30 protein-coding genes are annotated in these 23,904 nt (G+C 39.8%); 20 read left to right on the forward strand and 10 right to left on the reverse strand.

Translation table 11 applies throughout. The features are described 5' to 3' along the window. The first annotated feature begins 7 nt into the window (after positions 1-7). The 5 genes from ACNO7B_RS08735 to ACNO7B_RS08755 all read left to right on the forward strand — a co-directional run bounded on the left by ACNO7B_RS08735 (position 8) and on the right by ACNO7B_RS08755 (position 4,095). The gene (locus tag ACNO7B_RS08735; protein ID WP_417901414.1) at positions 8-655 is read left to right on the forward strand and encodes a recombinase family protein; all 648 of its coding nucleotides are present in this window, start codon (positions 8-10) and stop codon (positions 653-655) included. Positions 656-724: 69 nt separating this feature from the next. Beyond that, on the forward strand, positions 725-955 hold the full coding sequence (locus ACNO7B_RS08740; protein WP_008343816.1) for a DUF896 domain-containing protein: 231 nt from the start codon (positions 725-727) through the stop codon (positions 953-955). A 188-nt stretch (positions 956-1,143) separates the two neighbouring features. Further along, positions 1,144-3,147 carry a transketolase gene (gene tkt / locus ACNO7B_RS08745; RefSeq protein WP_025207397.1) on the forward strand — a complete coding sequence of 668 codons (2,004 nt, stop codon included), beginning with the start codon at positions 1,144-1,146 and terminating at the stop codon, positions 3,145-3,147. Between the two features lie 198 nt (positions 3,148-3,345). Then, a complete protein-coding gene (gene sirA, locus ACNO7B_RS08750) occupies positions 3,346-3,792 on the forward strand; it encodes a sporulation inhibitor of replication protein SirA (protein ID WP_007499339.1) in 447 nt (148 codons plus the stop codon). A gap of 84 nt (positions 3,793-3,876) precedes the next feature. Continuing rightward, positions 3,877-4,095 carry a YneF family protein gene (locus tag ACNO7B_RS08755; protein WP_003212379.1) on the forward strand — a complete coding sequence of 73 codons (219 nt, stop codon included), beginning with the start codon at positions 3,877-3,879 and terminating at the stop codon, positions 4,093-4,095. A 268-nt stretch (positions 4,096-4,363) separates the two neighbouring features. Here ACNO7B_RS08755 and ACNO7B_RS08760 read toward each other — a convergent pair whose 3' ends face one another. Further along, a complete protein-coding gene (locus ACNO7B_RS08760) occupies positions 4,364-4,537 on the reverse strand; it encodes an aspartyl-phosphate phosphatase Spo0E family protein (RefSeq protein ID WP_369810454.1) in 174 nt (57 codons plus the stop codon). 208 nt (positions 4,538-4,745) lie between these two features. Here ACNO7B_RS08760 and ACNO7B_RS08765 point away from each other — a divergent pair, with 208 nt between their 5' ends. Then, on the forward strand, positions 4,746-5,453 hold the full coding sequence (locus ACNO7B_RS08765) for a cytochrome c biogenesis CcdA family protein (protein ID WP_008343813.1): 708 nt from the start codon (positions 4,746-4,748) through the stop codon (positions 5,451-5,453). A 94-nt stretch (positions 5,454-5,547) separates the two neighbouring features. Next, on the forward strand, positions 5,548-6,030 hold the full coding sequence (locus ACNO7B_RS08770; RefSeq protein ID WP_268418670.1) for a CcdC family protein: 483 nt from the start codon (positions 5,548-5,550) through the stop codon (positions 6,028-6,030). A gap of 21 nt (positions 6,031-6,051) precedes the next feature. Here ACNO7B_RS08770 and ACNO7B_RS08775 read toward each other — a convergent pair whose 3' ends face one another. From ACNO7B_RS08775 to sspO, 4 genes are all read right to left on the reverse strand, one after another. Next, positions 6,052-6,480: a DUF2621 domain-containing protein gene (locus ACNO7B_RS08775; RefSeq protein WP_007499335.1), complete on the reverse strand. Its 429-nt coding sequence runs from the start codon at positions 6,478-6,480 to the stop codon at positions 6,052-6,054. Between the two features lie 258 nt (positions 6,481-6,738). Next, complete coding sequence (locus ACNO7B_RS08780) at positions 6,739-7,128, reverse strand: Hsp20/alpha crystallin family protein (RefSeq protein ID WP_417901415.1); 390 nt, start codon at positions 7,126-7,128, stop codon at positions 6,739-6,741. Positions 7,129-7,230: 102 nt separating this feature from the next. Next, positions 7,231-7,377 carry a small acid-soluble spore protein P gene (locus tag ACNO7B_RS08785; protein WP_003211331.1) on the reverse strand — a complete coding sequence of 49 codons (147 nt, stop codon included), beginning with the start codon at positions 7,375-7,377 and terminating at the stop codon, positions 7,231-7,233. A gap of 17 nt (positions 7,378-7,394) precedes the next feature. Further along, entirely contained in the window at positions 7,395-7,541 is a 147-nt protein-coding gene (gene sspO, locus ACNO7B_RS08790) for a small acid-soluble spore protein O (RefSeq protein ID WP_017359581.1), read from the reverse strand. A gap of 220 nt (positions 7,542-7,761) precedes the next feature. Between sspO and acnA the strand changes: the two genes are divergently transcribed. The 7 genes from acnA (at position 7,762) to ACNO7B_RS08825 (ending at position 12,554) form a co-directional block, all read left to right on the forward strand. Then, on the forward strand, positions 7,762-10,491 hold the full coding sequence (gene acnA / locus ACNO7B_RS08795; protein ID WP_417901416.1) for an aconitate hydratase AcnA: 2,730 nt from the start codon (positions 7,762-7,764) through the stop codon (positions 10,489-10,491). Positions 10,492-10,557: 66 nt separating this feature from the next. Further along, entirely contained in the window at positions 10,558-11,061 is a 504-nt protein-coding gene (locus tag ACNO7B_RS08800) for a TlpA disulfide reductase family protein (protein ID WP_417901417.1), read from the forward strand. 76 nt (positions 11,062-11,137) lie between these two features. Next, positions 11,138-11,263 carry an FbpB family small basic protein gene (locus ACNO7B_RS08805; protein WP_003211002.1) on the forward strand — a complete coding sequence of 42 codons (126 nt, stop codon included), beginning with the start codon at positions 11,138-11,140 and terminating at the stop codon, positions 11,261-11,263. A gap of 51 nt (positions 11,264-11,314) precedes the next feature. Beyond that, positions 11,315-11,458, forward strand: a complete 144-nt coding sequence (locus tag ACNO7B_RS08810; RefSeq protein ID WP_008357830.1) for an acid-soluble spore protein N — start codon at positions 11,315-11,317, stop codon at positions 11,456-11,458. Between the two features lie 15 nt (positions 11,459-11,473). Continuing rightward, on the forward strand, positions 11,474-11,716 hold the full coding sequence (gene tlp, locus ACNO7B_RS08815) for a small acid-soluble spore protein Tlp (protein ID WP_017359579.1): 243 nt from the start codon (positions 11,474-11,476) through the stop codon (positions 11,714-11,716). Positions 11,717-11,819: 103 nt separating this feature from the next. After that, positions 11,820-12,242 carry an acyl-CoA thioesterase gene (locus ACNO7B_RS08820; protein WP_008343800.1) on the forward strand — a complete coding sequence of 141 codons (423 nt, stop codon included), beginning with the start codon at positions 11,820-11,822 and terminating at the stop codon, positions 12,240-12,242. Between the two features lie 3 nt (positions 12,243-12,245). Next, positions 12,246-12,554, forward strand: a complete 309-nt coding sequence (locus tag ACNO7B_RS08825; protein ID WP_019744130.1) for a hypothetical protein — start codon at positions 12,246-12,248, stop codon at positions 12,552-12,554. Positions 12,555-12,595: 41 nt separating this feature from the next. On the opposite strand, the gene ACNO7B_RS08830 is transcribed toward ACNO7B_RS08825, so the two are convergent. Both ACNO7B_RS08830 and plsY read right to left on the reverse strand, forming a co-directional pair. Then, complete coding sequence (locus tag ACNO7B_RS08830; protein WP_008343795.1) at positions 12,596-12,883, reverse strand: HesB/YadR/YfhF family protein; 288 nt, start codon at positions 12,881-12,883, stop codon at positions 12,596-12,598. Positions 12,884-12,979: 96 nt separating this feature from the next. Continuing rightward, positions 12,980-13,561: a glycerol-3-phosphate 1-O-acyltransferase PlsY gene (gene plsY, locus ACNO7B_RS08835; RefSeq protein WP_008343794.1), complete on the reverse strand. Its 582-nt coding sequence runs from the start codon at positions 13,559-13,561 to the stop codon at positions 12,980-12,982. Positions 13,562-13,715: 154 nt separating this feature from the next. Between plsY and ACNO7B_RS08840 the strand changes: the two genes are divergently transcribed. From ACNO7B_RS08840 to parC, 3 genes are all read left to right on the forward strand, one after another. Next, entirely contained in the window at positions 13,716-14,129 is a 414-nt protein-coding gene (locus ACNO7B_RS08840) for a CoA-binding protein (protein ID WP_417901418.1), read from the forward strand. Between the two features lie 415 nt (positions 14,130-14,544). Continuing rightward, positions 14,545-16,512 carry a DNA topoisomerase IV subunit B gene (parE, locus tag ACNO7B_RS08845; RefSeq protein ID WP_007499323.1) on the forward strand — a complete coding sequence of 656 codons (1,968 nt, stop codon included), beginning with the start codon at positions 14,545-14,547 and terminating at the stop codon, positions 16,510-16,512. A 2-nt stretch (positions 16,513-16,514) separates the two neighbouring features. Continuing rightward, positions 16,515-18,956: a DNA topoisomerase IV subunit A gene (gene parC / locus ACNO7B_RS08850; protein WP_048001482.1), complete on the forward strand. Its 2,442-nt coding sequence runs from the start codon at positions 16,515-16,517 to the stop codon at positions 18,954-18,956. Between the two features lie 53 nt (positions 18,957-19,009). Here parC and ACNO7B_RS08855 read toward each other — a convergent pair whose 3' ends face one another. The 3 genes from ACNO7B_RS08855 to ACNO7B_RS08865 all read right to left on the reverse strand — a co-directional run bounded on the left by ACNO7B_RS08855 (position 19,010) and on the right by ACNO7B_RS08865 (position 20,888). Beyond that, positions 19,010-19,135: a hypothetical protein gene (locus tag ACNO7B_RS08855; protein WP_008343787.1), complete on the reverse strand. Its 126-nt coding sequence runs from the start codon at positions 19,133-19,135 to the stop codon at positions 19,010-19,012. A 29-nt stretch (positions 19,136-19,164) separates the two neighbouring features. Further along, on the reverse strand, positions 19,165-19,512 hold the full coding sequence (locus ACNO7B_RS08860) for a hypothetical protein (RefSeq protein ID WP_366963174.1): 348 nt from the start codon (positions 19,510-19,512) through the stop codon (positions 19,165-19,167). A gap of 194 nt (positions 19,513-19,706) precedes the next feature. Further along, a complete protein-coding gene (locus ACNO7B_RS08865; RefSeq protein ID WP_417901419.1) occupies positions 19,707-20,888 on the reverse strand; it encodes an MFS transporter in 1,182 nt (393 codons plus the stop codon). Between the two features lie 77 nt (positions 20,889-20,965). Between ACNO7B_RS08865 and ACNO7B_RS08870 the strand changes: the two genes are divergently transcribed. The 3 genes from ACNO7B_RS08870 to ACNO7B_RS08880 all read left to right on the forward strand — a co-directional run bounded on the left by ACNO7B_RS08870 (position 20,966) and on the right by ACNO7B_RS08880 (position 23,895). After that, positions 20,966-22,129, forward strand: coding sequence for an isocitrate/isopropylmalate dehydrogenase family protein (locus tag ACNO7B_RS08870; RefSeq protein ID WP_417901420.1), 1,164 nt, complete (start codon positions 20,966-20,968; stop codon positions 22,127-22,129). Positions 22,130-22,131: 2 nt separating this feature from the next. Continuing rightward, positions 22,132-22,686, forward strand: coding sequence for a sugar O-acetyltransferase (locus ACNO7B_RS08875; RefSeq protein ID WP_417901421.1), 555 nt, complete (start codon positions 22,132-22,134; stop codon positions 22,684-22,686). Positions 22,687-23,175: 489 nt separating this feature from the next. Beyond that, the gene (locus ACNO7B_RS08880; RefSeq protein WP_411237907.1) at positions 23,176-23,895 is read left to right on the forward strand and encodes a DUF421 domain-containing protein; all 720 of its coding nucleotides are present in this window, start codon (positions 23,176-23,178) and stop codon (positions 23,893-23,895) included. Positions 23,896-23,904 lie beyond the last annotated feature (9 nt).

The raw sequence follows: 23,904 nt of genomic DNA on the forward strand, positions 1-23,904 counted from the left end.
TGAAGACATGAATGCAATCATTTATGCGAGAGTAAGTACTGCCAAAGAAGAGCAAGAAACCTCGCTTAAAAGACAAGAAGAAGAACTGCTTGCTTTAGCTGCAGCGCACAAGATGAATGTAGTCAAAGTGATTAAAGAAAAAGCGAGTGGATACGATCTTGATCGTGACGGTGTTTTTGACATGCTGGCTACGCTGAAAGAGGAAGAAATCGATGCTGTTCTCATTCAAGATGAGACACGCCTTGGAAGAGGGCAGGCGAAAATCGCTCTTCTTCATTGTCTGTTTAAAGAGAAAGTCAAGGTGTACAGCGTATTTCATAGAGGAGAGCTTGAGCTTTCAGAAGCAGACGAAATGGTCATTGAAATTGTAGGCGTTGTAGAAGAGTATCAGCGGAAAATTCATAATTTGAAAATTAAGCGTGGGATGAAAAAAGCTGTTGAGCGAGGGTATCAACCCGAACTGAATTTAAAACACCAAGAACAGGCGCCTGGCCGCGAACGTATTGAAGTACCGATTTCTGAAATTGTTCGATTAAGAAAAAATAACATGACATTCGCTGAAATTGCAGTGACATTGCAGTCACTTGGTTTTGACATTTCAAAAGCAACCGTCCATAGAAGGTACCAAGAATATGAAAAAGGGCTTGCGACTTAAAGCGTGATTTGTTGTAAAAATGACTGATATTTAGTAGTATGTAGAGAAAATGTTTTAAAGGAGTTTGTCATGATTTCTAAAGAACAGCTTGCAAGAATCAATGAGCTTTCAAAAAAGTCGAAAGAGGCCGGTTTGTCGGACGCTGAGAAAACAGAACAAAAGCAATTAAGAGAGGAATATTTAAAGGCTTTTCGTTCTTCTATGAAAAATACACTTAAAACCGTGAAAATCGTCGATCCAGAAGGAAACGATGTCACACCAGAAAAATTAAAAAGAGAAAGAGACCAGAATCTTCATTAAAGGTCATCATTTCTTGATTTTTGAAAAGATGGGAGGAATATTCTCATCTTTTTTCATATTTGTATAAGTTTTTAGGTGATCGATAAACTAAATGTGACAAAATCCTTCTTTTTCGGCGTGAAATAGTTGTGAAAAAAGGACAGTAGATTTATGATAATGGTGTACACAAGATACGGAAGGGGATTTATATGGAAACGATTGAATTGAAATCTATTGCAACAATACGTACTCTCTCCATAGACGCAATTGAAAAAGCGAATTCCGGTCACCCTGGAATGCCGATGGGCGCTGCACCAATGGCGTACGCTTTATGGACGAATCACTTAAACGTAAGTCCGCAAAATCCAAATTGGTTTAACAGAGACCGTTTTGTGTTATCTGCGGGACATGGCTCTATGCTTTTATATAGCATGCTTCATTTAAGCGGATACAATCTGAGCATCGAAGATTTAAAACAATTCCGCCAATGGGGAAGCAAAACACCTGGACATCCTGAGTTTGGACATACTGAGGGCGTAGATGCGACAACAGGTCCTTTAGGACAAGGGATTGCGATGGCTGTAGGAATGGCACTTGCAGAAAGACATCTTGCAGAAACGTATAACAAAGACAACTTTAATGTTGTGGATCACTATACATACAGCATTTGCGGAGATGGAGACTTAATGGAGGGCATTTCCTCTGAAGCTGCTTCACTTGCTGGTCATTTAGGCTTAGGCCGTTTAATTGTTCTTTATGATTCAAACGACATTTCTTTAGATGGCGACCTCGATCGTTCTTTCTCTGAAAATGTGAAGAATCGTTTTGAAGCGATGAATTGGGAAGTTCTTTATGTAAAAGACGGCAATAACATTGACGAAGTGACGGCTGCCATTGAAAAAGCCAAACAAAGTACAGACAAACCTACACTTATTGAAGTGAAGACGACAATCGGTTTCGGATCTCCAAACCGTGCGGGAACGTCTGGGGTGCACGGTGCACCGCTTGGCAGTGAGGAAGCGAAGCTAACGAAGGAAGCTTATTCTTGGACGTTTGAAGAAGATTTCCATGTACCTTCTGAAGTGTACGATCATTTCAAAACAGCTGTTAAAGACGCTGGACAGAAAAAAGAAGCAGCGTGGAATGAACTGTTTGAGCAATATGAAAAAGAATATCCAGAACTAGCAGCTCAGCTGAAGCTTGCGATTGAAGGGAAACTTCCTGAGAATTGGGATCAAGAGGTTCCTGTTTATGAAGCAGGTTCAAGCCTTGCCTCTCGTGCTTCTTCTGGAGAAGTATTAAATGGCATTGCAAAACAAGTACCATTCTTTATTGGCGGGTCTGCTGACCTTGCTGGATCAAATAAAACAACCATTAAAGATACAACTGACTTTGGCAGAGAGAATTACGCTGGCAGAAACATTTGGTTTGGTGTGAGAGAATTCGCAATGGGTGCAGCATTAAACGGTATGGCACTTCACGGCGGACTTCGTGTATTCGGCGGAACATTCTTTGTTTTCTCAGACTACTTAAGACCTGCCATTCGTCTTGCTGCATTAATGGGACTTCCTGTCACTTATGTATTTACGCATGACAGTATTGCGGTTGGGGAAGATGGACCAACGCATGAGCCAGTTGAACAGCTCGCTTCATTACGTGCGATGCCTAACCTTTCTGTTATTCGTCCAGCTGATGGAAACGAAACAGCTGCAGCATGGAAAATTGCTGTATCTTCAACGAATAAACCGACAGCGCTTGTTCTTACTCGTCAAAACCTTCCAACGATTGATCAATCACCAGAGAAGGCGTATGAAGGCGTAGAAAAAGGTGGATATGTCGTCGTTGAAGCAGCTGATGCACAGCCAGAAGCTCTTCTACTTGCTTCAGGATCTGAAGTAGGTTTAGCCATTGAAGCGCAAAAAGCACTTGAAAAAGAAGGCATTCGCGTTTCTGTCGTGAGCTTACCTGCATGGGATCGCTTTGATGAGCAGTCAGACGAATACAAAGAGTCCGTTCTTCCTAAAGCAGTGAGAGCACGTGTTGCAATCGAAATGGGTGCTTCACTTGGCTGGGAACGTTACACTGGCCTTGATGGCGATGTGATTGCGATTGATAAATTTGGCGCTTCTGCACCAGGCGAAACCATTATTGAAAAATACGGTTTCACTGTCAGCAACGTGGTGAGCCGCGTAAAAGCAAAGCTGAATAAATAATCAGTCTCCAAGCATCATGCTTTTTTGCAGTCGGTTTGCAGAGCTTTTCACTATGCTCTGCAAACTTTTTTCTTTTTTCTTGTTTTTTTGACAAAACTAGTTTCTTCTTGCTTCATATATAGACAATTCTTTCTTTCACATTTTTGTATAATACAAGCAATAAGCGAGATTGACGAAATGTGAAAGGAAGGGATAGACATGGAACGCCATTATTATATTTATTGGATTGAGGATGAGTTTGCTCATCATTATTTTGGTAGAGAATCTATTTTGTTTCATTTGTTTGAATCGTTACACTGGACGAACCGCAGTGATGACGAATTAGTCATGCTTGTTAAGCAAGTGGATTATGTAACGAAACGAATCCCTGCTTTTCATATGCACCAGCGTTTAATGAACAATTTAACCAACATTCACTATACACAAATAGGCTCAATATACAGTGCATCGCTGCCAGATGGAAAAGGCACAGCCGCATTCATTATAAAAGACCGTTACATTCAAATGTCTGCCACAGGCAGTTATGAGGCAGAAGCGGTGTTTTTTGAAGTACTCAGAAAAATTAGTCCTTGTTTCCTGGCTATGGACTTTGGATCAAAGAAGCACGGGTGGCTCAATCCGGTAAAAGTGAGGAATTTTGTTTAAAAAAATAAAATTGAACGTGAAATGTTGTATAATAGCCTTTTGTTTAGTACACTTTATACGAGACAACATGAAGGAGGAAGAATTATGGATTTATGGGTTGTCATCCTTGTAGGCGTTGTTGCACTGCTTGCAGGAGTTGCACTCGGATTCTTTATTGCTCGTAAGTATATGATGAGCTACTTGAAAAAGAATCCACCAATTAATGAACAAATGCTTCGAATGATGATGATGCAAATGGGCATGAAACCGTCCCAAAAGAAAATCAATCAAATGATGAAAGCCATGAACAACCAAGCGAAATAATACGTACGTTATTATGATCATAGATGGAACATGGTCCCTAAAGATTGGACAAGCGATGCCCTTTCTTTATTGAAGTCACCTTCATCAGACGCATAAAACCACTGTACTTGCATGAATAAAGCAGGGAAAGTGGTTTTTATTTTGCCGTGAACCGTCCGTTAAAGACAAAACAAAAAACCCCTGTGAGCAGAGGTTTTCGTTTCTTTTATTGTCACACATATCAACTTTTCTAAAATCGTGCGGCATTTGTTTCTATCTTGAGATATCATTAGTTGGCTGAGTTTGAGTGTAAGTGTCGTTGATATTGTAAGAGGAGATGATCTAGCTGCTGGCTATGTTCGATGGTCACTGTTGATGTCATCCCATTATGCAAGACAACTTTCATCAGCTCTTCTCTTTTTTCTTCAATTTGAGTTAATAATGATGTTTTTACCAAAGTCATGTTCCTTTCATGCAAATCTTGATAAAAAGAATCGATTCTATTATATCCATTTTAAGGTTTATTTTCAAATTTAAAGGGTTTGGTATCTTGATGTCAAATTAAATTATATAAGGTTTTAAGAGATTAGACCATCTTTATTGAGGCGATGTAAAAAAAATGAAATGAATTTGTCATCTCTTATTGTATATTGTAAGAAGGGGGTGTTCTTTTGTCAGATTTGAATTACTTTTTAGCGTTTGGAGCAGGGTTTCTATCTTTTATCTCACCGTGCTGTCTGCCACTTTATCCAGCCTTTTTATCCTATATTACGGGCGTTAGTATAGATGAAGTGAAATCTGAGAAGGTGATGCTGAGAAGAAGAAGTCTGCTTCATACATTATTCTTTTTAATTGGGTTCTCTCTCATTTTTATTGCCATTGGATTTGGGACATCGTTTGTTGGGAAGTTTTTCATTGAATATCAAGATGCGATTCGTCAAATTGGTGCCATTCTCATTATTTTCTTTGGCTTTATGATTCTTGGTGTATTTCAGCCTTCTTTTTTAATGGGAGAAAAGAGGTTGCAGTTTAAAAATCGTCCAGCCGGTTTTTTTGGATCGATTCTCATCGGAATGGGTTTTGCTGCTGGTTGGACACCATGTACCGGCCCGATTTTATCAGCTGTCATCACACTTGCCAGCAACAAGCCAGAGTCCGCTGTGACCTACATGATTGCGTATGTATTAGGTTTTGCTATCCCATTTTTTGTTCTTTCCTTTTTCATCACAAAAATGGCTTGGATCAGAAAGCGTCAGCAGCTCATCATGAAAACTGGCGGGATTATTATGATCGTAGTAGGGATCTTGCTGTTCTTTGATCTTCTGACATGGATCATTATTATGTTCTCATCATTATTTGGAGGATTTACGGGTTTTTGAAATCGTTTTCTACAGTCGCGGCGAATGGTTTTTTTTCGTCAATTGGAGTATATTATACATAGACTGACCTTAAAGAATAAAGGAATGATTTGATATGATGATCATAATTTCTTCTATAGTGGCGGTATGTATGGCGGTAGCCGTCATGTTTATTCGCATTAAATCATCTGCAAAACCTGCAACCGCGAAAAAAATTATATTACCTCCTATCTTTATGAGCACTGGTGCACTGATGTTTTTTGTGCCAATGTTTCAAGTAACTGGAGCTGAATTTTTAGAGGCGATTACTGTAGGGATGTTTTTCTCTATCTTTTTAATTAAAACATCGAAATTTGAAATTAGAGGTAATGAAATCTATTTGAAGCGTTCAAAAGCATTTGTGTTTATTCTCATTGGGCTTCTTGTCCTTCGTATCGGAATGAAGACGATTTTAAGCTCTTCCATTGATTATGGTGCGCTTAGCGGGATGTTTTGGATTCTAGCCTTTGGCATGATTGTCCCTTGGCGGGTTGCGATGTATTTGTCGTTTAGAAAGATATCTAAACAATTAGATCTGCAGCAGGCCCAAATAAATTAAACCTCCTTTTCAAAAAGGAGGTTATTTTAATAAAGATTCATATGGCGAATGGTCGATCTTTTTTTCTTGAAGGCGCTTTAGTAGAAATTTATGATCCCGCTTCGGTGTAGCGATAATATAGCCGCGAATGATTAAGTCTAAATTAATGCTGGCCGCTTGTTCTTTAAGTGCCAGCTCGCCAATTTTACCGGCGATTTTTTCTTTGGCGACATCTCTAAACAGTTCTGGAACCGGTAATACTAGCTCATTTAATAGCTGTTTGTCTTCATCGCGCCATAGGTGCAGGCTCTTTTGAATATATTCATCCTGCCAATCAAGCTCTGATTTCCCGTCTTCTTTCGGCAATCGTTTTAAAAACTTGCGAAACATAAAAAAGCCACCGATTGCTAGTAATCCAATCATCACTGTACCCCAAAATAAAATGAACCACAAAAACCAGCCGCTTAACATGTTCTCACTCCCTATATCCCTTCTCTCTATTCTATTTTACATGAAGGGAAGGTAGAAGAAAATAACAAAAATGTATGTGTTTTTTTCTATAAACGCCTTTTTTGATCAAGAGGCGCCCATTTACTAGAATGACCCAAACCATTTAGTAGAAAAGGAATACATTATTGTATAGCGACTCTACTATTTGGCCATGGTGGTTCGCACAAGGTATTGACTTGAAACGAACGGAAGAGAGCCCGCCTGTATACAGGCGGGCTCTTAATGTTTGAAGTGTGGCATTTGAAAGGAAAATGCTCCGTCTTGACGATGGGCATCCTTTTTGATTTTGATTGATATGATTCTGTTTTCGTAATCTGTATCAATGTCTTTGTCATTCAAATAAAAAGGGAGCATGACACTTTTTTCAATCGGCTGTTCTCTTTCATCGATCAAATAAGCGAGGATGAGCTCACATCCGGAAAAGGTCAGTTTTAAATCAGTGATCGATAGGGTGGAGAGGTCGATCTCAATAATATAATCACGGCTTGTTTCGTAAAGATCTATTGGGAGCTGTTCGTCATACCATGCAAAAGGATCGTCCATTAATACACTCAGCCAATCATTTATTTCAAGAAAATCAGAGGAATTCACTTGCTTTTCATTCTCCATAAACACTCCTCCATCACATCTCATAATAAATCATATGATGAAAGCTGAAATGTGTGAAAGACCTAAAACATCCCGTTTGGTCACGGGCTTAAGAGAAAATGTTTACATATCATGATGTGAATTGTGCTTTTGTCTTGTATGGTTGCGGTTTTTCACTTTTTTACTGCCTGATAGTGGCTCAGGCTGCCCGCCTTGATGCTCTTTAGGAGAGTTTTGACGTATGTCTTTCCCAGTGTTTTTGTTCGTCATCATTTCTCACTCCTTTCTTATTGGTTTTTTTTACGCTTTTTATTGTTTTGCTTTTGTTCTTCTGTTAAAACGAGCTGATCATTTTCTATATAGCCTGCACCATTTCCTTGGCTTTTGGCTGCGTTCATGCCGTCAATGACATGATTTGCTTTTCTTTTTGTCATGTTCTATCACCTCAGCATTAGTATGAACCCGTGCTGCTCAGTTTATGAGGAGTAATCATTTCCTTGTGATAAGCTAAACTTATTGAATTTAATAAAAGCATTGTTATTTACTTATGTATGAATTTGTTTTAAGATGAAATTGTGAGAAAATTGTGGTGAAATACGACGATTTTTCTGAGAATTGAAATTGATCTTGATCATCAAAAGGGGGATTTTGGACATGTCGAAACAGCAGCAAGTCGCTAAACAAGACGCTTTTCAATCTAGAAAAACGTTTTCGACAAATGGGAAAACGTATCACTATTATTCGTTAGAAGCACTCGAGAAACAAGGAATCGGAAATGTTTCTAAATTGCCTTATTCCATTAAGGTACTGTTAGAATCAGTGCTTCGCCAAGTAGACGGTAGAGTGATCAAGAAGGAACACGTTGAGAACTTGGCAAAATGGGGAACTGCCGAGGTAAAAGAAATTGATGTTCCATTTAAACCTTCTCGTGTTATTTTACAAGACTTCACGGGTGTGCCAGCTGTCGTTGACCTTGCTTCTTTAAGAAAAGCAATGGCAGATGTGGGCGGAGACCCAGATAAAATCAACCCTGAAATTCCAGTTGACCTGGTCATTGACCACTCTGTACAAGTCGATAAAGCTGGAACTGAAGATGCATTAAACATTAACATGGATTTAGAATTCGAACGTAACGCAGAGCGTTATAACTTCCTTAGCTGGGCAAAGAAAGCGTTTAACAATTATCAAGCTGTTCCGCCTGCAACAGGGATCGTTCACCAAGTGAACTTAGAGTATCTTGCAAGTGTTGTTCATGCAATCGAAGAAGATGGCGAGATCATCACTTACCCAGATACATTAGTTGGTACTGACTCACATACAACAATGATTAACGGTATCGGTGTACTTGGATGGGGCGTTGGCGGTATCGAAGCAGAAGCTGGTATGCTCGGTCAGCCTTCATACTTCCCAGTACCAGAAGTTATTGGTGCTAAATTAGTTGGAGAGCTTCCAAACGGAACAACTGCAACTGACCTTGCATTAAAAGTGACACAAGTTCTTCGTGAAAAAGGCGTAGTTAACAAGTTCGTCGAGTTCTTCGGACCTGGTGTTGCACAATTGCCGTTAGCAGATCGTGCAACAATTGCGAACATGGCGCCAGAATACGGTGCAACTTGCGGATTCTTCCCAGTAGATGAAGAAGCGCTAGCTTACCTTCGCCTTACTGGACGTGATGAAGAGCAAATTAATATCGTTGAAGAATATTCTCGCGCAAATGGCTTATTCTATACGCCGGATGCAGAAGAGCCAATCTTTACTGATGTTGTGGAAATTGATCTTTCTCAAATTGAATCAAACTTATCTGGTCCTAAACGTCCACAAGATTTGATTCCACTTTCTCAAATGAAAGAGACGTTCCATAAACACATCGAAAGCCCAGCTGGTAACCAAGGTTTTGGCTTAGAAAAATCAGAGCTGGACAAACAAATCGAATTTGATCTAGCAAATGGTGAAAAAGCTGTGATGAAGACAGGTGCGATTGCGATTGCAGCGATTACGAGCTGTACGAATACATCGAACCCATACGTCTTAATCGGAGCAGGTCTTGTTGCGAAAAAAGCAAGTGAGCTCGGTATGAAGGTGCCAAATTACGTGAAAACGTCACTAGCACCGGGTTCTAAAGTTGTAACAGGGTACCTCGTGAATTCGGGACTTCTTCCATATTTAAGAGACCTCGGATTTAACATTGTTGGGTATGGCTGTACAACATGTATCGGAAACTCAGGACCGCTTGAAAAAGAAATTGAAGATGCTGTCTCTAAAAATGATCTGCTGATCACTTCTGTTTTATCAGGTAACCGTAACTTTGAAGGGCGTATCCACCCGCTTGTAAAAGGAAACTACCTTGCATCTCCACCATTAGTTGTGGCTTATGCACTTGCTGGTACGGTGAATATTGATTTAACAAAAGATCCGATCGGTGTCGATAAAAATGGCGAGAACGTTTATTTCAATGACATTTGGCCATCAATGGATGAAATCAACAGCGTCGTGAAAAGCACTGTCACACCTGAGCTATTCCGTTCAGAGTATGAAACTGTTTTTGACAACAATGACCGCTGGAATGAAATTAAAACGACGGATGATGCATTGTATAAATGGGATGAAAATTCCACATACATTGATAACCCGCCATTTTTTGAAAACTTATCAGTTGAACCTGGTAAAGTTGAACCACTTAAAGGATTGCGCGTAGTGGCGAAGTTCGGTGACTCTGTCACAACAGACCATATTTCTCCTGCTGGAGCAATTGGTAAAGACACACCTGCGGGTAAATACTTGCAAGAAAGAGGCGTATCGCCTAGAGACTTTAACTCATACGGATCTCGCCGTGGTAACCACCATGTTATGATGAGAGGTACTTTTGCAAACATCCGTATTAAAAACCAAATCGCACCAGGAACAGAAGGTGGGTATACAACCTACTGGCCAACTGGTGAAGTGACATCGATTTATGACGCATGCATGCGTTATAAAGAAGATGGAACTGGTCTTGCGATCTTAGCAGGTAAAGATTACGGCATGGGTTCTTCTCGTGACTGGGCTGCAAAAGGAACAAATCTTCTTGGAATTAAATTCGTTCTAGCGGAAAGCTTTGAGCGTATCCACAGAAGTAACCTTGTCTTCATGGGTGTACTTCCTTTACAGTTTAAAGATGGAGAAAGTGCAGAAACTTATGGACTAACAGGAACAGAAACATTCGAAGTAGATGTTGATGAAACAGTTCGTCCGCGTGATCTTGTCACTGTAAAAGCAATTGATACAGATGGCAACGAGAAAACATTTGAAGTAATTGTTCGCTTTGACAGTGAAGTCGAAATTGACTACTACCGTCATGGTGGTATCCTTCAAATGGTATTGCGTGAAAAATTGGCAAGCAACTAATAAAGCAAAGAAGAGAAGGCGCTTAGACAGCTTTCTCTTCTTTTTTAACATAGTGGAGGATCAATCATGTGGAAAAAAGGAATGGCAAGCGCTGTTTTACTTGTGTTGATTGGTTTACTTGCATGGAATGTATTCGGACCAAAAGAACCTGCCATCGGTCTTGAAACAGGGGACAAAGCCCCTGATTTTGAGCTCAAAACCCTTGATGGCAAAACGGCATCGTTATCTGATTATCGAGGGAAAAAAGTACTCCTCAATTTTTGGGCGACATGGTGTAAGCCTTGCCGAACAGAAATGCCAGATCTAGACGCAATTAGAAGTGAAAATGACCAAGTTGAGGTACTAGCGGTGAATTTGACGAACACTGAAAAGAGTGTGGATCACGTCGCCTCATTTATTGAGGAACTTAAGGTCAGTTTTCCTGTTTTATTAGATCAAAAAGGTATTCAAGCGAGATATCAGGTACTTTCCTATCCGACGACATACATACTAGATGAAAAAGGGCGTATCCTGACTGTAAAGCATCAAATGCTCACAAAAAAAGAAATTGAAAAAGAGCTGGATCTATAATGATTCAGCTCTTTTTTGCTTATTTTCTAAATGTTTTGGCGAAAATGGTATGAACAGAGTGGAGGTGGTGATAGACATGAGAAGAAGAAAGCGCCGTACATTTGAAGAACTTGTGCTTGAAAATAAAAAAGAATTATTAAGCAATGAGGAATTTTTAAACCAGCTTGAAGAAAAGTTGGAAGAGCGATTTAGACAGAAATAAGTTATGATTTGACCTTTTTCGTTCATCCTAAAGAAGAGGGAGGGATGAATGATGGGTAGAGAGCATGATAAACAAGCGCAGTTTACACCAGACCATTTAGGGACAAAACCTGTAGCATACAAACGAAATAAAGGCAAAAAGATGCATAATAAATCGAATGAACAGCCTGATGTGATACAGACGAAGGGCGAATAATAGGAGGGAAGCATGATGAATGACAAGTCATATCAATCCAATCCAGATGATCGTTCTGATAATGTTGAGAAGCTGCAGGATATGATCGAAAACACACTTGAAAATATTGATGAATCTGAAGCAGCAATGGGTCTTTCAACAGAGGAAGAAAAGCAGATGATCAAGCAAAAAAATGAAAACCGTAGAACAAGTATTGACGCAATGCGTTCTGAAATAAAGGACGAGGAAGCAGCAAGAAAGAGCGGTTACACTGAATAAACCAGGGATTCCTGGTTTATTTTATTGCCTCTTTTTAGAAGAACCATTTGGAATGTGGTAAAATGTCAGAGACGTTAGGTTTTGATAGGAGAGCGATGAAAACGTGTATGTATCTAAAAAAGAAATAGAAGTCCGTTATGCAGAAACAGATCAAATGGGTATTGTGTATCATGCCAACTATTTAATCTGGATGGAAGTCGGCAGAACAGCGTTAATTAAAGAATTAGGCTTTTCCTATGCCCAGTTAGAGGCAGACGGTGTCCTTGCACCTGTTGTCGATCTTCAGGTTCAATATAAGAAACCACTACTGTACGGTGAAACGGCTACAGTTCACACATGGATAGAAGAATATAACGGCGTGAAAACAGTGTATGGCTATGAAATACAAAAACCTGATGGACAAACGGCTATTACAGGGACCACCTCACATATTTGTGTGGACAAAGAAACCTTTAGACCGATTCAATTTAGAAAAGCTTTCCCTGCATGGCACAGCGTATACGAACAGTCCAAGAAGCAGGTTTGATTCATGGCATTTGGAATTAAAAGAAGAGATTTGAATGCTTGGAAATCAGCTGTTCGGCAAGGGAATGTGGCCTTTTTGACACACTATTGGCTTGATGACCGTTTTCCGCATGCAAATACTGTCACAAAGGCAGCCTGTCAGGATATGGAGCAATTAATCGCTTGGGGACAAAAGCATGGATTAAAGAAAGAATGGATCCATGTTCGCGAAGGTTTTCCTCATTTTGATCTCATCGGTGATTCGCAAAAACGGATTTTGCAAAAAGAGCGGTCGTTAGGAAACATTCAGGAGTATGGACTTTATATTGAGTGACAAACAAAAAAGATACCCGAGGGATGAGGTATCTTTTTTGTTTATTCATAATGAAATTCTGGTTCTTTCACGGACTCGTTATAATCAATATGCAGATCATGGTTGTCAAAATACCAAATATCACTTTCTTCCACAAAGAAAGTAATGCCTTCTACTTCAGCGGTTGCGCCGGCATTTTGAGGTTCATCTTTTGCGACGCCGAGAGAAAAGCCTTTTTGTACATTACTGCACCCGCCATATCTGACAAAAAAGCGAACATGATCACCTTTTTCTAAATCCAGTTCATTCTTGTACCAATTGAGTGCATCATCTTTTATCGTTAATTTCAATGTGATCGCCCCTTTTTGAAGTCATGCTGTTTTTAAATGCAGGATGCAAAAACAGCTTTTCTTTACTTTTACCACATATTTAAATTGATGAAACGGCTAAAGCCATTTGATTTTCGGTTCAGTTTTGTTGAGAATTCGTTTGAGGTTGGCGATGTGTCTGAAGATCACAAAGCCAGCAAGAACAGCAACAACAATAATTAAAAATAGATCTTGGGTGAATATGCTGTAAATGAATGTGTAGATCCCAGTCAGCATAGATGATAATGAAACATATTTACTAATGTATAAAAATAAGAAAAAAGCAGCGATCATCGTGATAAATAAGAACGGGGCATAAAATAACAGCACGCCGCCTGATGTAGCGACCGCTTTTCCCCCTTTAAATTTTGCAAAGACAGGAAAGCTGTGACCGATAACAGCAGCCACTCCTGCTAATAAGGGATGAATGTCCAGTTGCATGAAAAACGGTAAAGCCGAAGCAAGAGTCCCCTTTAAAATATCAGCGGTGATAACGATGGATCCTGCTTTCACACCTAGTGTACGGAATGCATTCGTCGCACCTAGGTTCCCGCTGCCATGTTCACGGATATCGATTCCCTTTGCAGCTTTCCCGACAATGAGACCTGATGGAATACTGCCGAGAAGATAAGCCAAAATAAACATCAAAGCAATTAACATCTGCATAACTCCTTTATATTCTCCCTCTTGTCTTACATTTTAACATGATCTTATGAAAAACATGGCGATCTTTTTTTGAAAAAAACGATGGCCGATGAATTCAGCTTTGTTTTTAACAAGAAATTCGCTAAAATAGAAGAAAAGGAGTGTCTGGATGAATCATCCTTCAAAACAAGAAATTGGGCGTATATTAAAAAGCAGTAAGCGAATTGCAGTTGTAGGTTTGTCAGATCAGCCGCACCGAACGTCCTATATGGTTTCAAAAGCCATGCAAGATGCCGGTTATGACATCATTCCTGTCAATCCAACGATTGATGAAGCACTTGGGGTAAAAGCGGTCGCCTCTTTAAAAGACATAGAAGGGCCTGTTGATATCGTCAATGTCTTTAGACGTTCCGAGTTTTTGCCTGAGGTGGCGAAAGAATTTCTTGAAATAGACGCACCTGTTTTTTGGGCGCAGCAAGGCATATATCACGAAGAAGCGAAAAGGCTGATTGAGGAAAATGGCAAGGTCGCCATCATGGACTTATGTATCAAAGTGGCTCATGCGATGACAAAAACTCATTAAATCGTCAAAAATCCTTGGTTTTTCAAGGATTTTTGCTTTTTTGTTGCAGAAATATATTTGCGATTCTAGAAGAAAGCGATAAAATAAGGCGACAGGGACCTATCGGTGACCTTGCATATCGAGAAAAAGAGCGATAAGATAAATATAGAACATTTGTTCTGTTTTGCTAAAACCATCATATGATTGCATTTGGCTTATGAAACAGTCTTGTTTATAATGGACTTCTAGTTCTGATTGCAGAATGTAGAACATTCTCATAACCGTGCAAAAGAGCATGTATCACTGAATCACACATGCATGGTGATGATGCAGCTTATTAAAGTGGACAGTAATGAGCAGCATGATCATCATTAAAATCTAGAGAGATCATTGATGATTAGCCGGTTATGTTTGTTAGTGAAAGGGGATTAAGCATTTGGTTAAAAAGCAGCAAGTAGATTATAACGATGATTCTATTCAGGTGCTAGAGGGGCTTGAAGCGGTCCGTAAACGTCCAGGGATGTATATTGGATCGACGGATTCACGCGGTCTTCATCACCTTGTCTATGAGATTGTAGACAACTCTGTCGATGAAGTGCTCGCTGGCCATGGAGATCATATCATTGTCAAAATACATAAAGATAACAGCATTTCCGTCCAAGATAAAGGACGCGGAATGCCTACTGGTATGCATAAGCTTGGAAAACCGACACCAGAGATCATTTTAACGGTCCTGCACGCAGGCGGAAAATTTGGTCAAGGTGGTTATAAAACAAGTGGTGGACTTCACGGGGTTGGGGCGTCCGTTGTGAACGCACTTTCAGAGTGGCTCACCGTGACGATAGAACGCGATGGATTTATTTATCACCAGCGCTTTGAACATGGCGGAAAGCCAGTCACATCACTTGAAAAAATCGGAAAAACGAAAAAGACCGGTACGCTGATTCATTTTAAGCCAGATCCAACGATGTTCAGTGTCACCACCTATAATTTTGATACATTATCAGAGCGTTTAAGAGAATCAGCCTTTTTATTAAAAGGGCTAAAAATAGAGCTGATTGATGAGCGCCATGATGTGCAGGAAACTTTTTATTATGAGACAGGTATTGAAGCGTTCGTTGCTTATTTAAACGAGGAAAAGGATGTACTTAGTGAAGTCGTTTCGTTTGAAGGGGAACATCAGTCCATTGAAGTCGATTTTGCCTTTCAATTTAACGACGGATATTCAGAAAATATTTTGTCGTTCGTCAATAACGTAAGAACCAAAGATGGCGGTACGCATGAGTCTGGTGCAAAAACGGCCATGACGAGAGCCTTTAATGAATATGCACGCAAAGTGACCCTTTTAAAAGAAAAAGACAAAAATTTAGAAGGTACGGATATTCGTGAAGGCCTGTCAGCTGTTATTTCTGTCAGAATTCCTGAAGAACTTCTTCAATTTGAAGGACAAACAAAAGGAAAGCTTGGAACGAGTGAGGCAAGGTCAGCTGTTGATGCCGTAATTTCTGAAAAATTGGCTTATTTCCTTGAAGAAAACCGCGAAACGGCAACACTGCTTGTGAAAAAAGCGATTAAAGCGCAGCAGGCAAGAGAAGCGGCTAGAAAAGCAAGAGAAGAAGCAAGGAGCGGCAAGAAACGGAAAAAATCTGAAGCAACACTCAGCGGAAAATTAACACCTGCTCAATCTAGAAACCCGGCAAGAAATGAACTGTATCTAGTAGAGGGCGACTCAGCTGGTGGATCAGCCAAGCAAGGACGTGATCGAAAATTCCAAGCGGTGCTACCGCTTCGAGGAAAGGTCATTAATACAGAGAAAGCAAAGCTTGCGGATATTTTCAAAAACGAAGAAATCAACACCATTATCCATGCCATTGGCGGCGGGGTTGGTGTCGATTTTAATGTAGAAGACATCAATTATGACAAAATTGTCATCATGACAGATGCTGATACAGATGGGGCGCATATTCAGGTTCTATTGCTTACATTCTTCTACCGCTATATGAAGCCGCTGATTGAGCATGGCAAAGTATTCATTGCCCTTCCTCCTTTATATAAAGTCAGCAAAGGCTCAGGGAAGAAAGAAGTCATTGAATATGCTTGGTCTGATGAAGAAATGGATGACGTACTAAAGAAAGTTGGAAAAGGATATACGATTCAGCGCTATAAAGGTTTAGGTGAAATGAATGCCGACCAGCTATGGGAAACGACAATGAATCCAGAGTCGAGAACGCTTGTCAGGGTGAAGATTGATGATGCTGCACGGGTGGAGCGCCGCGTCACGACACTGATGGGTGACAAAGTAGAACCACGCCGTAAATGGATTGAAAAGAATGTCGCCTTTGGACTTGATGAGGAAAGCAACATTCTTGAAAATGAAAACTTGTCGCTAGCTGAGGAGGTTTAAACATGGCACAACAAGAACGATTTCATGATTTACCGTTAGAAGAAGTGATTGGGGACCGTTTTGGTCGCTATAGTAAATATATTATCCAAGATCGTGCACTTCCAGATGCACGTGATGGATTAAAGCCTGTACAACGAAGAATTTTATATGCGATGTATGCAGAAGGAAATACACAAGATAAAAACTTCCGTAAAGCTGCCAAAACAGTCGGTAACGTCATTGGTAACTATCATCCGCATGGTGATTCATCTGTTTATGAAGCAATGGTGAGAATGAGCCAGGATTGGAAAGTGCGAAACGTGCTGATTGAGATGCATGGAAATAACGGGAGTATCGACGGAGATCCTCCTGCTGCCATGCGTTATACGGAAGCAAGGCTTTCTGCCATTGCATCAGAGCTTTTAAAGGACCTCGACAAGGAGACAGTCGAATTTGTCGCGAACTTTGATGATACAAGCAAAGAGCCTGTTGTCTTACCAGCGATGTTTCCCAACCTTCTTGTGAACGGATCAACAGGGATTTCAGCCGGTTATGCGACTGATATTCCGCCGCACCATCTAGGAGAAGTGATTGATGGCGTGATTAAGCGAATCGAACAGCCGCATTGTACGGTTGAGGATTTAATGACAGTCATCAAAGGGCCAGATTTCCCAACAGGCGGGATTATTCAAGGTGTGGATGGTATTAAGAAGGCATATGAAACAGGAAAAGGAAAGATTATGATTCGCGGAAAAGCGGAGATTGAAACCATCCGCGGTGGACGCCAGCAAATCGTGATCACAGAAATTCCTTATGAAGTGAATAAAGCCAATCTTGTCAAAAAGATGGACGAGTTCCGCATTGAAAGAAAAGTAGAAGGAATTTCTGAGGTTCGGGATGAGACGGATCGTACCGGCCTTCGGATTGTTGTAGAGCTGAAAAAAGAAGCGGATGCGAATGGTGTCTTGAATTTCTTATATAAAAATTCTGATCTGCAAATCCCATATAACTTTAATATGGTCGCGATACATAACAGAAGACCGACTTTAATGACGCTTACAACTGTACTAGACGCTTACATTGCTCATCAAAAAGAAGTGGTGACGAACCGCTCAGCATACGAGCTTCGAAAAGCAAAAGAACGTCATCATATTGTAGATGGATTAATTAAAGCTCTTTCCATTTTAGATGAAGTCATTGCGACGATTCGTTCGTCTAATGATAAGCGTGATGCGAAAAACAATTTGATGGAGAAATATGATTTTACAGAAGCTCAATCAGAAGCGATTGTTTCTCTCCAGTTATATCGTTTAACAAATACAGATATCACTCAACTAAGAGACGAAGCAAGAGAGCTTGACGTGCGAATTGCAGAGCTTGAAGACATTTTAGCAAATGAGAAGAAGCTGTTTAAAGTCATTACGAACAACTTGAAGAAGTTGAAAAAGACGTATGCTGATGAAAGACGATCTGTCATTGAGGAAAAAATTGAAGAAATTAAGATTAACCTTGAAGTGATGATCGCATCAGAGGACGTGTACGTCACAGTTACAAAAGATGGATACATCAAACGGACAAGCCAGCGTTCCTATGCTGCATCAAACGGTAAGGACTTCGGTATGAAGGATACAGACCGACTGATTCACCAGTTTGAAATGAATACAACAGATGTTCTTCTGCTATTTACGAATAAAGGGAGCTACATTTACTGTCCAGTTCATCAGTTGCCAGATATACGCTGGAAAGACATGGGGCAGCACATTACGAATATTATTTCGATTGATCGGGATGAATCCATTCAAAAAGCGATCCCAATTAAAGAATTCGATGAATCATCGTATCTCCTGTTCTTCACAAAAGGCGGTATGGTGAAGAAAACAGAGCTTCTCCAATATAAAGCGCAGCGTTATTCAAAACCGCTTGTCGCCTTGAATTTAAAAGGTGATGATGAACTTGTAGATGTTCATGTTACAACAGGTCAGCAAGAATTGTTTATTGCAACGAAAAATGGCTATGGATTATGGTTTGATGAAGAAGAAGTGAGTGTGGTCGGTCCGAGAGCGGCTGGTGTGAAAGGCATCAATTTGAAGGACGGAGACGAGGTGGTTTCTGGACAAATCATTGATCCGAAGAACAATGTGCTTGTTCTCACGACACAAAGAGGTGCTGTGAAGCGGATGAACCTCTCTGAATTTGATAAGACATCAAGAGCAAAACGTGGAGTGATCATGCTAAGAGAATTAAAGAAAAACCCTCACAGAATTGTTGCTGTGATTGCTGCTTCACTGCACGATACACTTGAGATTGATACGGAAAAGGGTGCCACGATCCCGCTCGATATTTCCACACTAAGGGCAAATGATCGTTATAGCAATGGATCGTTTATTTTAGATGAGGAAGAGCAGGGAGAAGTAACTCAAGTTCTTTTATCACCTGCTGCATCTGACCAAGATGACAATAAATAAGCAAAATGAAAACCCCCTGCGTAAGGCAGGGGGTTTTTTATGATGAGGTCAATTTAACTCTCGTGATTGCCAAACATGCTTGTGATGGCATGCACTACTTCAATTCCTTGGTAAACGAAAAGAGAAAGTGAAGTGACAGAGAATAGACCTAGAATGAATACTCTTAAGAAAAATAACATCGTGTAAAACCTCCCAATTTTTGTTTGATTTAAATGGTTGGGTTAACACGAGCTACTCGGAAATTCGAAGACTGGTAGAACACTGCAAGTAAATGCTTCTTTTTCCGGTCAAATCGATCAGTATAAGTGATGCGTGCAAATCCAGCTGCCATACTGCCAATGACTAGCAGTGCTGTAAATGCCGCAAATACTGCGTTCACATGTTTTTGTTTCTTTTCATCGCCTACTGTCTGAACGATTTTCATTTCATGTGATTCTTGATCAGCAACCACCTTTGCATGATGGTATACCTGAACGGAATGAGGCATTGAGAACAAATGAAAACTTGCAAGTGCTATGAATAAGACTGCTAATTTTAACAGCATATTTTTTTTCATTTTTCTCACCCCTTCCTGTTTATTTTCATGATCTTACCACGTTTTCAGTTATTTGAAAAGTCTTATTTTTTTACTTTCCCTCTTTAAAAAGCGCTAAACATCAAGACATCTATAGGACTGTTTCACTTCATGAAATGTTTCAATTTTATTTATTAAATTTAAAAAAAGTACCGAGATCAAAGATCTGGCACTTTTTAAAAAGAATGTATTGATGTCGGTTTTGCAACAGCTTTTGTGAAGATTCCCGCAATACAAATGGCAAACAGAACAAAAATAAACGCATGAAGCAGTCCGACTTGATTGGCGAGCAGTCCTAAAACAGGGGGCCCTGATAGAGAGGCTGTATACCCAGATAAAGTGACGATACTGACACGTTTGACACGTTTGACAGCATAGCGGCTATCATCACCAGCTGCTGAAATGGTCAGCGGGAAGCCTAAGGACGCGCCAAGTCCCCATAAAAAGATAGATATCATACACACGACGAGTGAAATCTTTAAAATCACCAAGAATAGTCCGGCGGCAGCAGATAAGATCGCGATTCTTAGCAATAGCACCCTGCCAAAGCGATCAATGAAACGTCCGCTCAATAGTCTGCCACTAATCATCCCGCACAAAAATAATGCATAGATGACCGTACTCATTGAATGAGAAACCTGATAGCCATCAACCATTGCTAGTGGAATCCAATCATTTGCAGAACCTTCTACAAATGCGAGACATAAGGCAATCATCGCTAATGAGATCGTTCGTTTGTTCAGCCATGATGTTTGAGAAGCCTCAACTGATTCTGTCTGCGTCTCATCCTGATCTTTTCCTGTCCCGTGCGGAATAAACCGTGTACAAATCAGGATACTGAGAAAGAAAAGGAGTGCAATGGTGAGAAGGTGAATGAGGACAGACACACCTAAATAAATAAAGAGTATTCCGGCACCTGCACCAATTAACGTTCCAATACTGAAAGAAGCATGCAAAATCGGCAGGATCGTTCTCTTGATCTGATACTCAATCTCCGTTCCTTCTAAGTTCATGGCTACATTGCACATGCCTGAGCCTGAACCAAAAAGAAAAAGACCAGCAGTGACAATTAGCGTAGAAGAGAGGGCGGCGCCGATTGCAAGGGTTGAGAATCCAATAAACATCAAAAAAGCGCTGACCACAATCGCCACACGGCCGCCTTTTTTTCGAACGAATACATTGGAAAGAATCAGCCCGACAATGGAACCTACAGATAAGCCGAGTAAAATGAGTCCCATTGTGCCAGTATCTGCTTGCAATAAATCTCTCACTTCTGGTGTTCTTGAAAACCAAGTGGAGATGGAGATCCCAGACATCGTAAAAATAACAATGATCGCTTTATACCACTTTAATTTCATCTAATCCCTCATATCTATGTAGTCTTACAGAACAAATCTACTCGATTATAAAGGAGACTTCTTGATTCGTAAATAACATGAGGGAGGATCATCATGAAGAAAATATTCCAACTTCATCATTCTTTGATAGAATAAAGACAAAAGGGGCGATACATATGTCATATCGAATAGGTATTTTAAAGGGAGATGGGATTGGACCGGAAATTATTGATTCTAGTATGCGTATTTTAAAGACAGCGTTGTCACAGTTCAATGAACCATTTTTGGAATTTGTAGAGTGTCCTATCGGTGCTGAAGCCATTCATTCTCATCAAGATCCAGTGCCAGCATCTACAATAGCCGTCTTGAAAAAATGCCATGGCTGGATATTAGGACCTCATGATTCAGCTTCATATCCTGATCTATTGAAAGAAAGAAGAAATCCAAGTGGAGAACTGCGTCATACATTTGATTTATTTGCAAATATTCGTCCATCGCAATCGCTACCAGGTGTGAAAAGCGTTGCCAGTGGCGTCGACCTTGTCATTTTTCGAGAAAATACAGAAGGCTTTTATCCAGACCGGAATATGTATCAGGGGACAGGAGAGTGGATGATTACACCAGATGTCGCCATATCTACAGGTGTGTTTACAAAAAAAGCAATTACCCGTATTGCCCACGCAGCCTTTCAACGTGCAGTGGAGAGGAGGGGGAAAGTCACCATTGTTCATAAAGCGAACGTGATCAAATTAGGATCTGGCTTGTTTTTACGAACATGTCAAGAGGTAGCGAAAGCATATCCACAAGTGGAGGTTGAGGATATTCATATTGATGCGATGGCTGCTCATTTAGTGAGACGTGCAGGTGATTTTGATGTGATTGTGACAGAAAATATGTTTGGCGACATATTATCTGATCTTGCAGGGGAACTAGTCGGCAGTTTAGGAATGGCACCCTCATTAAATTGTAACGAAAATCAAGCGATGGCACAGGCGGCACATGGTTCAGCACCGGATATTGCTGGTCAAAATATCGCCAATCCAATGGGCATGATTCTTTCTACAGTGATGCTTTGTAACTGGCTACATGTGAAATATCAAGATGAAAGATTAAAACAGACAGCCAGTCTGATCGAACATACTCTTGGTGAGACCTTAAAAAAGAACTTGAAAACGAAGGATTTAGGAGGAAATGAGACGACGACACAATTCACCGAGGCATTCATTCAAACGATGAATGAAGTTTCAATAAAAGGGAGATGAACATGAAAACAGAAAAAGAAAAGATGATCAAGGGAGAATACTATCACCCAAATGACCACACATTGATGGCAGATCGAGCAAAAGCGCGACAATTGACATTTGCCTATCAGCAAACAAATGAGCCATCACAGAGAATGGCCATTTTAAAGGAGCTTTTAGGCGCTTGCGGAGAAGATGTGGTGTTTGAAGGCAGAATACAATGTGATGATGGATACAATATCGAGGTTGGTGAGCATTTTTTTGCGAATTTTGATGCTGTGTTATTAGATGTTTGCAAGATTACAATTGGAGATCATTGTTTGTTAGGTCCGAATGTACATATATATACAGCTGGACATCCGTTAAATCCGGAAGAACGTCAAACAGGTATTGAATTCGGCAAACCAGTTACAATTGGACATCATGTATGGATTGGCGGCGGTGCCATTATCAATCCAGGTGTGACAATCGGAGATTATGCTGTCATTGCATCAGGATCCGTTGTGACAAAAGATGTTCCGTCAAATGTGATTGTTGGCGGGAATCCTGCAAAAATCTTAAAACATTTAGAGGAATGAAAATCTGACGAATCAACCGTTGGATTTTCATTTTTTATTTTATCTCAATAAGATAAGTATACTTAATAATGAGACAAAGAAAATTCAATTGTTGCTTAACTTCCTAGAATATATATTATGTAAACTAAAAAGAAAATATAAAGGTGAATTTAGATCAATTATTTTATACCCATCTTTCTATACATGTTTCCAATGATAATTACGTCTTTTACTTGCTTGAACAGCTCCCTTGTCTCTATGACAAAAATTCAATCATGTTCTTTCCTCCCATCAGTGGTCTTCATTATCAAAGTTTATTTACATGAAAATCTGTATCAATTTACCATGATAAAAAAACGTTCTAACCATAAAATAAGAACTCTCCTTACCATTATCCAAAAAGTTAAGAAAGGTTGTTGAGTGATTGAAGATGAAAAACAAATTGATCATTCCAAATATCGCCTCATCTACTAGAGAATTGGGGCTTAGATACAATGGTGATAATAAATAATGGAAACATTAATGGAAATCTTAAAGGTGTATGGAAGGATCATTACTATCATCCCCTGTCTTTTAATTATGACATTGTTTATGGGAAAACGGGCCATCGGAGAAGTGCCTGTATTTGATTTCTTGATCATTATTGTACTTGGTGCTGTGGCAGGGGCAGATATCGCTGATCCGGATATTCCTCATGTGTATACATTTTTAACAATAATAGCTATAGGGGTCTTACAAATTATTGTATCAAAATTGAAATTAAAACACCGAGCTTTTGAACGAATGATAACATTTGAACCAACTATTGTTATCCGAAATGGTGTTTTTATTGTAGGAAATTTAAAAAAAATCCGATATTCCTTAGATAATGTCTTACAAATGTTAAGAGAAAAAGATATTTTTGATGTAAATGATGTAGAGATAGCCTTAATCGAACCAAATGGGAAACTAACAGCTTTTAAAAAACCACATAAATTGACTATTACTGCAGAGGATTTAGGAATTAAAAAAGCATCTGATAATATTGCTTATCCTGTTATTATTGAAGGTAACATAGAAAATCAGATTCTCACTCAATTACATTTAAATGAACAGTGGCTTATTCAGGAGTTACAAAAGAAAGATCTGAAAATGGGTGATATTTTTTATGCATCTGTTAATGCGAACCATGAATTGCACGTATCATTAAATAGTCACCACAAATCCTTTAAGCCGGAGATAAATCATTAGTCTCACTTT

Origin of the sequence: Bacillus sp. AK25 (assembly GCF_048270685.1) — a bacterium.
Taxonomy (GTDB): Bacteria; Bacillota; Bacilli; order Bacillales; family Bacillaceae; genus Bacillus; species Bacillus altitudinis.

What these genes read in the sequence shown, in the direction of transcription:
- ACNO7B_RS08735 (WP_417901414.1), top strand. Translation starts at nt 8, where the DNA reads ATGAATGCAATCATTTATGCGAGAGTAAGTACTGCCAAAGAAGAGCAA.
- ACNO7B_RS08740 (WP_008343816.1), top strand. Translation starts at nt 725, where the DNA reads ATGATTTCTAAAGAACAGCTTGCAAGAATCAATGAGCTTTCAAAAAAG.
- tkt (WP_025207397.1), top strand. Translation starts at nt 1,144, where the DNA reads ATGGAAACGATTGAATTGAAATCTATTGCAACAATACGTACTCTCTCC.
- sirA (WP_007499339.1), top strand. Translation starts at nt 3,346, where the DNA reads ATGGAACGCCATTATTATATTTATTGGATTGAGGATGAGTTTGCTCAT.
- ACNO7B_RS08755 (WP_003212379.1), top strand. Translation starts at nt 3,877, where the DNA reads ATGGATTTATGGGTTGTCATCCTTGTAGGCGTTGTTGCACTGCTTGCA.
- ACNO7B_RS08760 (WP_369810454.1), bottom strand. Translation starts at nt 4,537, where the DNA reads ATGACTTTGGTAAAAACATCATTATTAACTCAAATTGAAGAAAAAAGA.
- ACNO7B_RS08770 (WP_268418670.1), top strand. Translation starts at nt 5,548, where the DNA reads ATGATGATCATAATTTCTTCTATAGTGGCGGTATGTATGGCGGTAGCC.
- ACNO7B_RS08775 (WP_007499335.1), bottom strand. Translation starts at nt 6,480, where the DNA reads ATGTTAAGCGGCTGGTTTTTGTGGTTCATTTTATTTTGGGGTACAGTG.
- ACNO7B_RS08780 (WP_417901415.1), bottom strand. Translation starts at nt 7,128, where the DNA reads ATGGAGAATGAAAAGCAAGTGAATTCCTCTGATTTTCTTGAAATAAAT.
- ACNO7B_RS08785 (WP_003211331.1), bottom strand. Translation starts at nt 7,377, where the DNA reads ATGACGAACAAAAACACTGGGAAAGACATACGTCAAAACTCTCCTAAA.
- sspO (WP_017359581.1), bottom strand. Translation starts at nt 7,541, where the DNA reads ATGACAAAAAGAAAAGCAAATCATGTCATTGACGGCATGAACGCAGCC.
- acnA (WP_417901416.1), top strand. Translation starts at nt 7,762, where the DNA reads ATGTCGAAACAGCAGCAAGTCGCTAAACAAGACGCTTTTCAATCTAGA.
- ACNO7B_RS08800 (WP_417901417.1), top strand. Translation starts at nt 10,558, where the DNA reads ATGTGGAAAAAAGGAATGGCAAGCGCTGTTTTACTTGTGTTGATTGGT.
- ACNO7B_RS08805 (WP_003211002.1), top strand. Translation starts at nt 11,138, where the DNA reads ATGAGAAGAAGAAAGCGCCGTACATTTGAAGAACTTGTGCTTGAAAAT.
- ACNO7B_RS08810 (WP_008357830.1), top strand. Translation starts at nt 11,315, where the DNA reads ATGGGTAGAGAGCATGATAAACAAGCGCAGTTTACACCAGACCATTTA.
- tlp (WP_017359579.1), top strand. Translation starts at nt 11,474, where the DNA reads ATGAATGACAAGTCATATCAATCCAATCCAGATGATCGTTCTGATAAT.
- ACNO7B_RS08825 (WP_019744130.1), top strand. Translation starts at nt 12,246, where the DNA reads ATGGCATTTGGAATTAAAAGAAGAGATTTGAATGCTTGGAAATCAGCT.
- plsY (WP_008343794.1), bottom strand. Translation starts at nt 13,561, where the DNA reads ATGTTAATTGCTTTGATGTTTATTTTGGCTTATCTTCTCGGCAGTATT.
- ACNO7B_RS08840 (WP_417901418.1), top strand. Translation starts at nt 13,716, where the DNA reads ATGAATCATCCTTCAAAACAAGAAATTGGGCGTATATTAAAAAGCAGT.
- parC (WP_048001482.1), top strand. Translation starts at nt 16,515, where the DNA reads ATGGCACAACAAGAACGATTTCATGATTTACCGTTAGAAGAAGTGATT.
- ACNO7B_RS08855 (WP_008343787.1), bottom strand. Translation starts at nt 19,135, where the DNA reads ATGTTATTTTTCTTAAGAGTATTCATTCTAGGTCTATTCTCTGTCACT.
- ACNO7B_RS08860 (WP_366963174.1), bottom strand. Translation starts at nt 19,512, where the DNA reads ATGAAAAAAAATATGCTGTTAAAATTAGCAGTCTTATTCATAGCACTT.
- ACNO7B_RS08865 (WP_417901419.1), bottom strand. Translation starts at nt 20,888, where the DNA reads ATGAAATTAAAGTGGTATAAAGCGATCATTGTTATTTTTACGATGTCT.
- ACNO7B_RS08870 (WP_417901420.1), top strand. Translation starts at nt 20,966, where the DNA reads ATGAGGGAGGATCATCATGAAGAAAATATTCCAACTTCATCATTCTTT.
- ACNO7B_RS08875 (WP_417901421.1), top strand. Translation starts at nt 22,132, where the DNA reads ATGAAAACAGAAAAAGAAAAGATGATCAAGGGAGAATACTATCACCCA.
- ACNO7B_RS08880 (WP_411237907.1), top strand. Translation starts at nt 23,176, where the DNA reads ATGGAAACATTAATGGAAATCTTAAAGGTGTATGGAAGGATCATTACT.